The sequence below is a fragment of the Priestia sp. BR_2 genome, assembly GCF_041954005.1.
Lineage (GTDB): Bacteria > Bacillota > Bacilli > Paenibacillales > Paenibacillaceae > Paenibacillus_AQ > Paenibacillus_AQ lautus_A.
Genome location: NZ_JAVFHM010000312.1, coordinates 230,800 through 244,705, shown reverse-complemented (window position 1 = coordinate 244,705; position 13,906 = coordinate 230,800). Strand labels below are relative to the sequence as shown.

Here is a 13,906-nt window from a genome sequence, read left to right as displayed (position 1 = left end):
TTTTCGTTGGCGGATTTGTATGGGTTTCAAGATCCGGTCTATATTCAATCATTATGATTTCAATACGTTGGCATAGTCTGCCAAGGCCTGCACGCCTGCCGGCGTCAGCACGTAGCGTCCGCGGCTCACCCGACGGAACCAGCCGTAGTAGTTGCGCTGCAGAATGTCTGCCGCCGAACCCACGCCGCTCCGATCCCGCACAGCCGCGGGAGAAATGCCGGGCGGCACTGCAGGGAGAGCTTTTTCTTGGAGCTCACGCCCATCGGGGGCCGCTTCGTGCATGCTGCGCTGCTCCGCTTCCGCTGCATTCATGGCAGCAGCAACGCGCAGCGTTTTCTCGCGGTAAGCCGTGACCAGCTTGGCCCTCGTCACTCCGCCCGTGTTGTAATCGCCGCTGCGCTCCCGAAACTCGTACAGCAGGCGTTCCTTGCGCCTAATGGCGGTGCGGCCCTTCTGCACGGCCATCTCCGGCTCGCAGAGCACCTCGACGAAGGGCGCCTTGGTTTTGTAGAAGGTGACCGTGATGAGCCCCAATCCCAGTCGTCCGCAAAGCCCCGTCAGCTCGGACCAGCGCTGGTTGACCGCTCCTTTCTTCGCCCGGCTCTTCTCGACGGCCAGGTATACGTACGGGGTCAGCTTCAGCCGCTCAATGCCCTGGAGCAGCAGGGCCAGATTGAACGTTTTTTTCATCTCCACGATCAGCGGTTCATCGGCGCCGTCTTTCATGCCGACCAGATCGCAATTTCGTACCTCGCCTTTGACTTCATATCCGTTTAATTCAAAAAAGGCCTTCAGGGGAGCGTACAGCTCGGCTTCATGCTTTATCGCCATGATGACTCTCCTTTTAATCGAAAGTTGCTAATGTTACGTCAATGTAATTTCAGTATAGCATGGGGACTGCTTTCGCGGCGTACCCGAGTGTAGAATGAACCGGTGGTTAGATAAAAAAGCATACGCGTGACTTCGAAAATAAGGTCAACTATTCCAAGCAAGCCGCATAGGTATGTAATACACTTTTTCGATAATGGAATGTTTTCTAATGACGCTGTGGAATGGAAGCCAATCCCCATAAACAGACTCATAGGAGGTAGCGATATGGATATTTTCGAACGCATAGCATCGTATCGGGCAGAAGGCGACCGTTTGGCGTGGAGCGGCACATTCAGGGAATACATTGAAATACTTAAGAAGGATCCCTCTCCAGCCATGACGGCCCATGCCCGTGTATATGACATGATCGAATCCTACGGTTTCGAAGAGAGCGGGGGCCAGAAAAAATATAAGTTTTTTGAACAGGAAATCTTCGGCCTCGACCGGGCTGTCGAGAAACTCGTGGAGGAGTACTTCCATTCTGCAGCCCGCAGGCTCGATGTGCGCAAACGCATACTGCTGCTTATGGGACCTGTCAGCGGCGGCAAATCCACGCTTGTCACGATGCTGAAGCGCGGCCTCGAGAAGCATTCCCGCACCGACCGGGGAGCGGTATACGCGATCGCCGGCTGCCCGATGCAGGAAGAGCCGCTGCATTTGATTCCGATGGAGCTAAGACCGGAGATCGAGAAGGAGCTCGGCGTCCGAATCGAGGGGAATTTGTGCCCGGCCTGCCAGCTTCGTCTTAAAACCGAGTACGGCGGCGATATCGAAAAGGTTGAAGTCGAGCGGATATTGATCTCCGAGGAGAACCGGGTCGGCATCGGCACGTTCAGTCCGTCGGATCCCAAGTCGCAGGATATTGCCGATTTGACCGGCAGCATCGATTTCTCCACCATCACGGAATACGGCTCCGAATCGGATCCGCGCGCCTACCGGTTCGACGGCGAGTTAAACAAAGCGAACCGCGGTTTGATGGAATTCCAGGAGATGCTGAAATGCGACGAAAAATTTCTATGGAACTTGCTCTCCCTGACCCAGGAAGGGAACTTTAAGGCGGGCCGGTTCGCGCTGATAAGCGCGGATGAGCTGATCGTGGCCCATACCAACGAATCCGAGTATAAGGCGTTCATTGCCAATAAGAAAAACGAGGCCCTGCAATCCCGGATGATCGTCATGCCGATCCCGTATAATCTGCGAGTCAGCGACGAGGAGAAGATTTACTCGAAGCTGATCGGCCAAAGCGACATGAAGCATATCCATATCGCGCCGCACGCGCTTCGATCTGCCGCGATATTCTCCGTCTTGACGCGCCTGAAGGAAACGAAGAAGCAGGGCATGGATCTGATCAAGAAGATGCGCATGTACGACGGGGTGGAGGTTGAAGGTTATAAGGAAGCGGACCTGAAGGAGATGCAGAACGAATATCTGGAGGAAGGCATGTCCGGCATCGATCCGCGTTATGTCATCAACCGGATATCCAGTGCTTTGATTAAGCAGGATCTTCAGTGCATTAACGCGCTGGATATGCTGCGGGCGATCAAGGATGGGCTGGATCAGCATGCGTCCATTGCCAAGGAGGAGCGGGAACGCTACCTGAATTTCATTGCCGCCGCTCGCAAGGAGTATGACGATCTGGCCAAGAAGGAAGTCCAGAAGGCTTTTGTGTATTCCTTCGAGGAGTCCGCCAAGACGCTGTTCGAGAATTATTTGGATAACATCGAAGCGTTCTGCAACTGGACGAAAATCCGCGATCCGTTGACCGACGAGGAGATGGATCCGGACGAAAGATTAATGCGCTCGATCGAGGAGCAGATCGGCGTCTCGGAGAACGCAAAGAAGGCGTTCCGGGAGGAAATCATGATTCGTATCTCGGCTTATTCCCGCAAGGGCAAAAAGTTCGAGTACCATAATCATGAGCGCCTTCGGGAAGCGATTGAGAAGAAGCTGTTCACGGACCTCAAGGACATCGTCAAAATTACGACCTCGACCAAAACGCCGGATGCCGTGCAGCTGAAACGGATCAACGAGGTAAGCTCCAGGCTGATCGAGGAGCACGGGTACTGCCCGGTATGCGCCAATGAGCTGCTGCGTTACGTGGGCAGCCTGTTAAACCGGTAAGACCGAATAAGGAATAGCATAAGCGGAATGTCTGAAGAAGCCGCCCGTGGAACCGGGTGGCTTCTCCTCGTTTGGAGGGGATTGCCCGATTGTATGTGCAAATCTACACACAATTAGGACTTTGGGATTATGCCGAGGTGGTAAATATAGGCTATAATGGACCCTAAGTACTTGAACCTGTGATATGGATCACCTATTTAGGAGTGGATTTTTCGAAATGATTGATGTTTCCCCGAAAAGACGCCAGCAGTTGGAGTATATCGGATTGGACGAGCAAGGATTGGAGCTTCTCGCAAATCATCGTGAGGTATTTGCGAAGGTGGTTGAAGAGGTCGTGGACCGGTTTTACGCGCAGATCGGAACGCAGCCGCAGCTGATGCAGATTATCGGACGCACCTCGACCGTGGAACGGCTTAAGGAGACCCAGCGGGTGTATTGGATGTCGCTTGCTTCAGGAAGAGTGGACGATGCTTATATTGCCGAACGGATTAAGATCGGACAAGTTCACTCCAGAATCGGCCTGACCACGGACTATTACCTTGGAAGCTACATGGTTTATTTGGATATTGCCGCCGATTTACTGAAGAAGCTCGTACCGGATCAATGGATTCAAGTGGTGCATGCCCTGAGCAAAATGTTTAACCTGGATTCCCAGCTCGTATTGGAAGCTTACGAAATGAAAGAGAAAGAGAAAATCAGCAACCTGGCTTCGGATCAGCAAAAAATGTTGGAAGCGATTACAACCGCGGTTCAAGAATTGACGGCCATGATCGTGGAACTGGATCAGAGTGCGGCGCTGATGGCCGACAACGCCATGAAAACGGCGGAGGCGCAGGATAAGGCGCATACGCTGACTTCTGAGCTGGGCGAAGAAATTTTGCATATCGAGCAGATGGGAAGTTTGATACGGGAAATTTCGGATCAGAGCCACCTGCTTGGCCTGAACGCGGCGATCGAGGCTGCCCATGCCGGGGAGTTAGGCAGAGGCTTCGAGGTGGTTGCCGGCGAAGTGCGGAAGCTGGCCACCAACTCCAAGAAGGCGATGGATGAGATTCAGGACAAGGTCAGCGGCATTATTCGCAAGCTGGGGCTCGTGGAGCAGGAATCGGAGAAAACGTCCATGAACGCGCGTAATCAGGCAGCAAGCTCGCAGGAATTGGCCGCCTTCGTGAAAATGATGGAGAAGCTGGCCGATGATTTGGAATCGCTTCAACACGAATATGATATTCGGAAGCACGATATCGAGATCGAAACCTCATCCGAGAAGGTCAGCGTATAACAGGGGTCAAGAAGCGAACGGTTGATGTGCCTATATGTAAACGAACAGCAGCACCCGCGAATGGAGCAATCCTACTCATCGCGGGTGCTGCTGTGATTATACCGTTGTTTTGCTGCTTCAACCGCCGTTAAATAAACCGTCGATGCAGCTTCTTGCCGTCATAGGAGAACAGAATCGGTTTGCCTTCGATGATGCTGTGCAGATGCACGGGTTTGCCCCAGAGCCGGTAAACATAAGGGATGGTGCGCTCCATATACTTCAGGTCGAGCTCAATGCCCTCGTACAGATGCTTGATCATCAGCTCGCCGGAACGGAGATGATCGCCGTCGGTCACGACGAGGAACGGCGAGCCGCCGTTTACGCGGGAGACGACCAGCTGATCGCGGATGTTCTCCCATGCCTTGTCGGTGATTTTCCACTCCGGGCCTTTTTTCTCGAAGACATAGAGGTCCAGGTCCTCCACGAGTTCCTTTGTTAAATAGTTGCGCAGGAAGGAAATATCGGAATCGTATTCGCGTACATCAAACATCTTCTCCCGATCCCAGCGGCGCTCGATATCCTCGAAGATTTTCAGTCCGAGGTAGTAGGGATTCAGGCTGTGGCGCGACGGCTGCACGACCGAGGCGTTGAGCTTGGCGAACTCCACCGTTTCCTCACTGGTCAGGTCCATTTCCCGCAGGATGCGCTGATGCCAATACGAAGCCCAGCCCTCGTTCATGATTTTGGTTTCCATCTGCGGCCAGAAGTACAACATCTCCTCGCGCAGCATGCTCATAATGTCCCGCTGCCAATCCTCCAGAATGTCGGAGTGCTCCTGAATGAACCACATGATGTCTTTTTCCGGTTCGGGCGGGAAGCGCTTGGGCGCCGCCGGCGATTTATCGGTTTGTTTGTCGCCGTCTTCGTCCATTTCCCATAAATCGTCATACCGGCCGGGAGGCTTCTGCCGCTTGGCTTCCTCCTTCTGCTCCTGCATCCGCCGTGCCGTGTAGCGCTGTTTATCGAGTTTATCGGGCCTCACGATATGGGGATCCACATGCTCCTGAATCGCCAGCACGGCGTCGATGAACTGCTCAACCGCCTCCGTGCCGTGTTCGATCTCATAGCGGGAGATGCGCTCCGCCGTGGCGGACATGCTCTCGACCATATTGCGGTTGGAGACGGAGAAGCGGGCGTTGTTTTTGAAAAAATCGCAGTGTGCAAGGACGTGGGCGACAATGAGTTTATTCTGGATCAGGGAGTTGCCGTCCAGGAGAAACGCATAACACGGATTGGAGTTGATCACGAGCTCGTAGATTTTGCTTAGGCCGAAGTCGTACTGCATCTTCATTTTATTGAAGGTTTTACCGAAGCTCCAGTGGCTGAACCGGGTAGGCATGCCGTAGGCGCCGAAGGTGTATATGATGTCTGCCGGGCAGATCTCATATCGCATAGGGTAAAAATCAAGGCCGAAGCCTGTAGCGATCTCGGTAATCTCCGCAATGGAACGTTCCAGTTCCGCGATCTCGTCTTGGTGCACGAGAATCCCCCCTTCGTCATTAAAAACATGGTTCTTATCATTTATATGGAATCCTGCAGCAGATATGCGGGCAGAAGAGGGGGCGCCGGGAATATATACAGGCCTCTGTCAAAATTTGTGCATCATCTCGGTCTGCAGACGTAGTAACCTGCCCGACTATGTAACGGTGACCCCCAGAATGCTTTACGTTATAATGGGAATAATCCAGCGGTTTGGAAGAGTTACCCATTTATTAACCGATGGATAATAAGATGAGGTCAGGGAGGCAAATGAATGATCGATTTTCCTAAGCCCGATGTGGAGCAATTTTTTCAAACGTATGGCATTCGTACCTTCGGAATCAGTGCAGACGAGTCACGGCTTGTACTCAGCAGCAGTCTAAACGGAAAGTTCAATTTATGGGCCATGGAGTTAGAAGGGGAGACGTCCTACCCTTATCCGCTTACATACAATGACCAGATCGCAAGCTTCATTAAGCTGGACCCGGAAGGGCGGCATATCTTGACGGCGTTTGACCGCGACGGGAATGAGAATTATCAGTTTCATGCGCTGCGCTGGAACGGCGGCGAGCCGATGCCTTTGTTCGAAGGGGCGGATGCGGAGGAGAAACATTATTTCGTGCATCTGTCAGAGGACGGTAAGCGACTGTATTATGTCACGTCGAAGGGGAATCCGACCTTCCTGAATTCGCGCGTGTATCATCTGGACACCAAGGAGGATCATTTGCTGCATGAGGGCGAGGCGACATCGACCGAAATGTGTGCCGTGAGCCCCGACGAGAAAACCATCGCGTATACGAAAATGTATGCCAACACCTACTATGTTAGTTACGTGAAGCGAGAGGGCGAAGAGCCGCTGTGCTTGACGCCTACGCCTGAACAGGTGCATATTTCGGGGGATGTGCTGTTTGTCGGCAATGACCAGGTCATTTTTGCAACAGACTATGAATCCGAATTTTCTTACGTGGCCCGTTACGACATCCCGCAGCGGAAGTTTGAACCCCTGTGCCGCATCGACCGGGAGAGCATCCAGCTCTTGCGCTACCATAAGGATTCACGAACCCTGTACATCGTTACGGAAAAAGGGGTAGAGGATCGACTGTATGCCTATTCGCTCGACAGCGGTGAGTTAACCTCCATTCCTCTTCCATCGGACATCGTGGAGCAGCTGAACGTCACGAAGTCCGGCAATCTGTACCTGCTCGCCCGGGGTGCGGTGAAGCCGCTTAACATTTACCGTTATGCAGGCGGCTCATGGAGCCCGATCACAAAGAACGTGCTGACAGGGTTGACCGATGAGGACTTGGTGACGCCGGATGTCGTGACGTATCCATCTTTTGACGGAATGGAGATCGAGGCTCTCCTGTTCCGCGCCAAAGACAACGTGGCCAACGGTTATACGGTGTTTTGGCCGCATGGCGGCCCGCAAGCCTCGGAGCGCAAGCAGTTCCGCTCCATGTTCCAGTATATCCTGGCCAAAGGGTATCACATCTTCTGCCCGAACTTCCGGGGAAGCACCGGTTACGGCAGCTCCTTCGTGAAATTGGTGGAGCAGGATTGGGGCGAGGGACCGCGCAAGGACTGCTTGGCAGGCATGGATTGGCTGTTCGAGCAAGGGATTTCGAGCCGCGAGAAGCTCTTCGTGATGGGCGGAAGCTACGGCGGTTATATGACCCTGCTGCTGGCGGGCCGGAATCCGGATTATTTCAAGGCGGCCATCGACATCGTCGGGGTCAGCAACCTGTTTACCTTCTACGATTCGGTGCCGGAACACTGGAAACCGATTATGGAGCGCTGGATAGGCGATCCGGAACGGGATAAAGAACGCTTCATCAAGGATTCGCCGATTACGTATCTGGATGATATGGTGAACCCGATGCTCATCATCCAGGGAGCCAACGATCCGCGCGTCGTTAAAGAGGAGTCCGACCAAATCGTCGAGGCCTTGAGAGCCAAGGGCCGTGACGTGGAGTATCTTGTGTTCGAAGACGAGGGGCATGGGATTACGAAGAAGGCCAACGAAAAGATCGCTTATGCACGGATGGTCGAATTCCTGAAGCGCAATCATTAAGCATCGCATAAAAAGAGGCATGCCCGAGGTCCAAACGGACCCTGAGGCATGCCTCTTCCTTATTGACCCGGATGATCCAGATCCTCTCTTGGATTCCAGAGCTTGATTCCGTCGTCCTCCAGTATGCCCAAGGTCACGTCCGAGATGTTCGGATCCTGGGTCAACAGGGCGTTGATTCTCATTTTGGATTGCCCGGCCTCGGCCAGGGTCATCCCTTTTTTCAGCTCGATGTAGGCTTCCACATGATAATTACGGCCTTCCTGCAGAATACGCAGACGATTGATGTCACGAACATCCGGATCGGCAAGAATGATTCCGGAGATCTTCTCTTCCACGTCCTTCGGAGCGGCCACCCCGATTAAACCGACCATGTTGTCATATCCGACCTTAAAGGCTACGCCCACCATCAGACAGCCGATCAGGATCGTGGCGATTCCGTCCAGGATGAGGAAATTGAAGAAATGCGCGAACACGATGGCGATCAGCGCGAAGAGGGCGCCAAGCGTTGCAACAATATCTTCATAGAACACAAGCCGTGTCGGCGGGGCGGCGCGGCCGGCATTTTTGAAAGCGGCGGGCAGCAAGGAAAGTCCCGATGCTTCGGCGCGGGTTTCCTTCATAATTTCTTTCATGGCTTTAACCAGGATGGAACCGTCAATGATAACAGCAATGGCCAGCACAATGAAATTGAGCCAGAAATTCGTGGCTTCTTCCGGATGTTTTAACAGCTTGAAGCCCTTCAGTATCGTTTCATAGGCCATGATGGTGACCACGATCACCGCGACCATGCAGACCAGGTTAATGACCCTGCCAAAGCCCGTGGGGAACTTCTTGGTCGGCTTCCGCTCGGCCAGGACGCTGCCTACGAATACGAATCCCTGATTCACGGCATCGGCCACCGAATGCATGGCGGAGGCAAACATCGTCCCGCTGCCGCTGATGGAAGCGGCAATCCCCTTGATGATGGCCCATCCCGTATTGCCCAGTGCGGCAATGGCGGATGAGGTATTTCCTATCTTAATGAGCTGCCATGTGTTATTCAATCCAAACCCTCCGTCTATAATGTCGATTTTTAGTGGAATCCGAAGTATATATTATCATATCATGCCAAATTAAGGATATCCCTCTCTTTTAGATGAGATAAGATTACACAAAAATTACTTAACATGTTTTTTGTTACATTAAACATGATTTACTCATATCTTTATTTCTTGCCCAATACATTAAGAATATAGTGGAAAATAAAGGATGGGTGAAGCGTAGGAGGTTGGTTAGCGGTCTTTGGCATGAAGTGGAGAATCGTTTGTAACCCCTTGATAATCAAGCGGGAACTGCCTTGCAGCAAAGTGAATAAACATGAGGAGGAAATGTTATGAAAGCGTTAACAAGTCCGGAGGCAGCCAAAGGCAAGGCGAACGAGGAATGGGGCCTGATCATATGCTCCAGATGCGATGAGATGGTGGACACGATTCCAACCGACGGAGTGAAAATCATTTATGGATTTTGCGGAAAAGGGGAATGCAAGGGCACGGACTTTCAGAACTGAATGATCGTGGCGATTAGCGGAATGAATAACGAGCATGCTTAAGGGAGGAATTTTCCTGAAAGCATGCTTTTTTTTGGATTTATAACCTTTTTTGATGGGTATAACAAAAATTATTGATACTTTATTATGCATTTTTAGACGAAAATATGTTGCATATATATTATATATGACGTATTATATCGGCAAGTAGAGGAAATGCACGCAGGAGGGATCACTATCGAACTGACGACAAGGCAGCAGGATATCGTCGATATCGTAAAAAAACATGCACCCATTACAGGAGATCAGATTGCGGAGATGCTGAATGTCAGCCGTGCCACCCTTCGCACCGATTTATCCAAGCTTGTGGTTCTGGATTATATTGATGCCAAGCCCAAGGTCGGGTACTTTCTGGGAAAGCGGGGAACGCGCGACCGGGAGGAAAAGTTTCGCCTTCTCAAAATGAAGGTTGGCGATCTGCACGGCGTTCCGGTGATTGTGCGTGAGACCACGACGATTCACGAAGCCGTTGTATCCTTGTTTCTGGAGAACGTGGGAAATCTGATCGTTACCGATGCCGACGGCCATCTGGCCGGTATCGTGTCCCGTAAGGATCTGCTCAAGGTAACGCTTGGCAACCCGACGGCCTCCTCCATGCCGGTAAGCCTGATCATGACCCGCCGGGCCAACGTAACAACGGTGCAGCCGGAAGACACGGTGCTGGATGCCGCACGAAAAATCATTAATCATCAAATCGATAGCCTGCCAGTGGTCGTTCCATCCACCACGGGAAATCCGGGGGAGCACTGGAAGGTTGTCGGCCGGATCACAAAAACGAATATTATCAAAATGCTGCTCGACATGGTAGCCGAGGAATAATGGGAGGAATCGGATGAATCAGGCATTAACTCATTTCATAGCAATCTGTTCGGACTCCATCGGGGAGACGGCTGAAGCGGTTGTTCAAGCCACCCTGCGCCAATTCGAGCTTCCGAATACAGAGGTTAAACGTTATATGAACGTTCGCGACGAGGAAGAATTGACCGAATTGATGGAGGAGGTGGCAAGGCGCGGAGGATTTGTGGCTTATACGCTCGTTCAGCCGGAGCTTCGCGAGGTCATGCGGGAAGAAGCCGTCCGGCTCAACATTCGCACCGTGGATATCATGGGGCCGATGATGCAGGCCTTTGCCGACACGTTCAACGACTATCCCAAGCGGCTGCCGGGCCTGCTGCACCGCTTGGACGACAGCTATTTCCGGCGGGTGGACGCGATGGAATTCGCCGTCCAGTATGACGATGGCAAGGATGTCAGCGCCATTTTGAAGGCGGACATCATCCTGCTGGGCGTATCCAGGATCTCGAAGACGCCGCTGTCGATGTTTCTCGCACATAAAGGCTACAAAACGGTCAATTTCCCGATCGTGCCGGAGATGTCGCCGCCTTCCCAGCTCAGAGAGGTCACGAACGGCACGATCATCGGGCTTACGATCGAGCCGGAGCATCTTCTCAAAATCCGCAGCGAGCGCTTAAAGGTCATGGGACTGCCGCATCAGGTGCAGTATGCAGCCCTGGAGCGGATCCAGGAGGAGCTGGATTACGCCTTGTCGCTGTACGAGGAGCTCGGGTGTCCCGTCATCGACGTCACGGATAAGGCGATTGAGGAATCCGCAGGACTGATTATGAATTATCTGAAATAAGCAGCATCGGTTAGGAAAATAGCAAAAGGAGGGATTCAATCATGGAGAGTTCATTAGCATTGGAGCTTGTAAGAGTGACGGAGGAAGCAGCGCTGCAATCCGCCCGCTGGACAGGAAGAGGTGACAAGAACAGTGCTGATGAAGCCGCAACGGTAGCGATGCGCAAGCATTTTGATTCCGCAGCGATGGATGGAGTCGTGGTCATAGGGGAAGGCGAGATGGATGAAGCGCCGATGCTGTATATCGGAGAGCGCGTAGGGAATCGCAAAGGTCCGAAGATGGACGTGGCGGTGGATCCGCTCGAAGGAACGGAAACGGTGGCGAACGGGCTGAACAATGCGTTGTCCGTGATTGCCGCGGCTCCACGGGGAACCCTGCTGCACGCGCCCGATATTTATATGCATAAACTTGCGGTCGGCCCCGAGCTTGCGGGCAAGCTGAGTTTGAATGACCCGATTGAGGTTACCCTTCGAAAAGCATCGGAGATCTTATCCAAGCCGCTGTCGGAGATGACCGTGTCCATTCTCGACCGCGAGCGTCACAGCACGATGATCAGGGCTTTGCGAGAATCCGGGGTAAGGATCAAGCTGCTGAGCCACGGCGATGTCATGGGAGCGATCGAGACCTGCACGGACAGTGAGGTCGATCTCTACGTGGGCTCCGGAGGGGCACCGGAAGGCGTTCTGGCCGCAGCCGCCTTGAAATGCCTGGGCGGAGAAATCCAGGGACGGCTCATACCGGAGACGCCGGAGGATTTCGTCCGATGCCAGGGCATGGGATTGAAGCATCCCGAGCAGCTGCTGACGATGGAGGATATGGTGGGACGGGAAGGCGTGCTGTTCGTAGCCACCGGCGTGACGGCCGGAGATTTCCTGCGCGGGGTTAAATATATGCCGGGTCAGCGGGCCGAAACGCATTCGGTCATGATGTACTCCGGCACGAGAACCGTCCGTTATATCCGCAGCGTCCATCATCTGTTCCAAAGCAATGAAACCTTAGCCGCCGCTGCATCTTCTTGATGGATATGGGCGGCATCCGCTAAATAAAAGGCACTCCAAGGTTAGTCGACCTTCGGAGTGCCTTTATGCGTTGTTAACGGTTTGGCAATCGTGCGCTCACCCGTGCCTCTTACGCCCGAGCATCAGCCAAGCTCCTCCAAGCACAAGCAGCACAGCGATGACAGGCTGAACGACCGAGAGGTAATTGAGTACGGGTCCGATCGAGAATACCACGAAGAACAGCAGCGACAGGACGGTCAGAATGTTAATCGGGATGAGCAGCCACTTGTTACGCGAACCGAACCAGTAGAACTCGAACAATCCGGCCGCAACGGCAAGAATAAAGCCGGGCCACATCGACCCCCACGAGTCGAACAAGGAAGCGATTTGGCTGACAATACCGGCTGTGAGCAGAATGCCGCCCGGTATCAATAGCCCGATTCCCTGACGTCCGACCAGCGAGAAGTACATCCAATGAAAAAACAGGCCTAACGGGATCACGAACAGGGTAGGCCAGAACGTGGCAAAGATAGAACCGGCGCCTACGGTACCGCCTTGGTTCAAGAGCAAGTATGCGCCAAGCAGGATGAGCAGAGGTGCTAAGATTGTACGTTTCGTCATACAAACTTCGTTCCTTTCCTTATATAGATTGATTATTCCAAGAATACCATGCAAGGGATGGGGTGTCCTCGGTCCTTCGGGGAATGTTTCACCTAGACTTTAGTCTAGGATGGACATGTGTAACCTATTGGCCGCTCGTTTAATAAGTTCCTAAACGTTCTGCTTAGACGAAGGACAGAAAAGACAGTCCTGCAGCAGAGAACAACAAAGCAGAACTGTCTTCGGATATAAACAATTTTATGATGGCTTCTTGGTATACATCAGTCCGACGGTTTGAGGACCGCAGTGGCTGCAAATGACGCAGCCGGCCGTAGAAATGCTGACCTGTCGTGCGCCTGTCTTTTCCTGCAGTTCCTTCTGCAGGAAACGGGCTTCCTCCTCGGCCATGGTATGTACAACAACGATCAGATCATTGTCCATCTTATCCACTTGAGCCAGTGCATTCTGAATCATTTGATCCAGCGCCTTTTCTTTTTTGCCGCGTACCTTGTAAGCCGGGATCATGCCGCCGTCCACGACTTTGATCACCGGACGGATTTTGAGCAGGCTGCCGATGATGTTTTGCATGCCGGAGCAGCGTCCGCCTTTATACAAATAATCCAGCGTATCGACAACGAATTCGCACTCCACTTCGTTTACGGTACGGCTTAATAGCTCCACAATTTGCGGTATGGACGAGCCTTCATTGGCCGCGTGAACAGCCTTCATAACAAGCAGTCCGATGCCGGAGGAAAGATTGCGCGAATCAAACACGGTAACCCGCCCTTCGGGCAGCTCGCCTGCAGCTATCAACGCATTTTGGTAGGTGGAAGAAAGCTCTGACGAAATGCTGAGGAACAGGATATCCTCACCCTGTTCAATCGAAGGCGAGAAGGCCGCAATGAAGTCGGACGGAGAAGGTGCCGCTGTTTTGGGCAGGCTGCCGATCTGATCGACTTTGGCATACAACTGTTCCGGTGTAATGTCGACTCCATCCCGTAAGGATTGTTCTCCGAATACGACGTAGAGCGGAACGATGCCGATATTATATTCGTCTATCCACGAAGGTGGTAAGTCGCAGGTGCTGTCAGCAAAAATTCTAATTTTACCAGGCATGAACATCTCCCTTTATCAACTATTTGAGTCTGTATTACTACTAGAATACCTTGTTTGATCAGAAAAGGAAATGCTCTTGTCGTTTTGAACGCGAATGCGAAGGAATCGC

At 52.6% G+C, this 13,906-nt stretch carries 12 protein-coding genes; 7 read left to right on the top strand and 5 right to left on the bottom strand.

Features of this window, described 5'->3' with window-relative positions; translation table 11 throughout:
- Positions 1-51 precede the first annotated feature (51 nt).
- Entirely contained in the window at positions 52-831 is a 780-nt protein-coding gene (locus RB298_RS27890; protein ID WP_486049611.1) for a DUF2161 family putative PD-(D/E)XK-type phosphodiesterase, read from the bottom strand.
- Between the two features lie 264 nt (positions 832-1,095).
- Here RB298_RS27890 and RB298_RS27885 point away from each other — a divergent pair, with 264 nt between their 5' ends.
- Positions 1,096-2,991, top strand: coding sequence for a PrkA family serine protein kinase (locus tag RB298_RS27885; RefSeq protein WP_096776399.1), 1,896 nt, complete (start codon positions 1,096-1,098; stop codon positions 2,989-2,991).
- A 217-nt stretch (positions 2,992-3,208) separates the two neighbouring features.
- Complete coding sequence (locus RB298_RS27880; protein WP_192570769.1) at positions 3,209-4,270, top strand: globin-coupled sensor protein; 1,062 nt, start codon at positions 3,209-3,211, stop codon at positions 4,268-4,270.
- Between the two features lie 127 nt (positions 4,271-4,397).
- Here RB298_RS27880 and RB298_RS27875 read toward each other — a convergent pair whose 3' ends face one another.
- Positions 4,398-5,789, bottom strand: coding sequence for a SpoVR family protein (locus RB298_RS27875; protein ID WP_096776397.1), 1,392 nt, complete (start codon positions 5,787-5,789; stop codon positions 4,398-4,400).
- 273 nt (positions 5,790-6,062) lie between these two features.
- On the opposite strand from RB298_RS27875, the gene RB298_RS27870 reads away from it, so the two are divergent.
- The gene (locus tag RB298_RS27870) at positions 6,063-7,859 is read left to right on the top strand and encodes a S9 family peptidase (protein WP_486049608.1); all 1,797 of its coding nucleotides are present in this window, start codon (positions 6,063-6,065) and stop codon (positions 7,857-7,859) included.
- 59 nt (positions 7,860-7,918) lie between these two features.
- Here the strand turns inward: RB298_RS27870 and RB298_RS27865 are convergent, their stop codons facing one another.
- Complete coding sequence (locus RB298_RS27865) at positions 7,919-8,902, bottom strand: cation diffusion facilitator family transporter (protein ID WP_486049607.1); 984 nt, start codon at positions 8,900-8,902, stop codon at positions 7,919-7,921.
- Positions 8,903-9,231: 329 nt separating this feature from the next.
- On the opposite strand from RB298_RS27865, the gene RB298_RS27860 reads away from it, so the two are divergent.
- The 4 genes from RB298_RS27860 to glpX all read left to right on the top strand — a co-directional run bounded on the left by RB298_RS27860 (position 9,232) and on the right by glpX (position 12,102).
- Positions 9,232-9,405 carry a GapA-binding peptide SR1P gene (locus tag RB298_RS27860; protein WP_015737095.1) on the top strand — a complete coding sequence of 58 codons (174 nt, stop codon included), beginning with the start codon at positions 9,232-9,234 and terminating at the stop codon, positions 9,403-9,405.
- A gap of 195 nt (positions 9,406-9,600) precedes the next feature.
- On the top strand, positions 9,601-10,263 hold the full coding sequence (locus RB298_RS27855; RefSeq protein WP_009595798.1) for a helix-turn-helix transcriptional regulator: 663 nt from the start codon (positions 9,601-9,603) through the stop codon (positions 10,261-10,263).
- Between the two features lie 13 nt (positions 10,264-10,276).
- Positions 10,277-11,083, top strand: a complete 807-nt coding sequence (locus tag RB298_RS27850; protein ID WP_009595762.1) for a pyruvate, water dikinase regulatory protein — start codon at positions 10,277-10,279, stop codon at positions 11,081-11,083.
- Between the two features lie 41 nt (positions 11,084-11,124).
- Positions 11,125-12,102 (top strand): class II fructose-bisphosphatase, encoded by a 978-nt coding sequence (gene glpX, locus RB298_RS27845; RefSeq protein WP_009595806.1) that lies wholly within the window; start codon positions 11,125-11,127, stop codon positions 12,100-12,102.
- 96 nt (positions 12,103-12,198) lie between these two features.
- Here glpX and RB298_RS27840 read toward each other — a convergent pair whose 3' ends face one another.
- Together RB298_RS27840 and RB298_RS27835 are read right to left on the bottom strand one after the other, a co-directional pair.
- Positions 12,199-12,702 (bottom strand): hypothetical protein, encoded by a 504-nt coding sequence (locus RB298_RS27840; protein ID WP_009595848.1) that lies wholly within the window; start codon positions 12,700-12,702, stop codon positions 12,199-12,201.
- A gap of 237 nt (positions 12,703-12,939) precedes the next feature.
- A complete protein-coding gene (locus tag RB298_RS27835; RefSeq protein ID WP_015737093.1) occupies positions 12,940-13,797 on the bottom strand; it encodes a DegV family protein in 858 nt (285 codons plus the stop codon).
- Between the last annotated feature and the right edge of the window lie 109 nt (positions 13,798-13,906).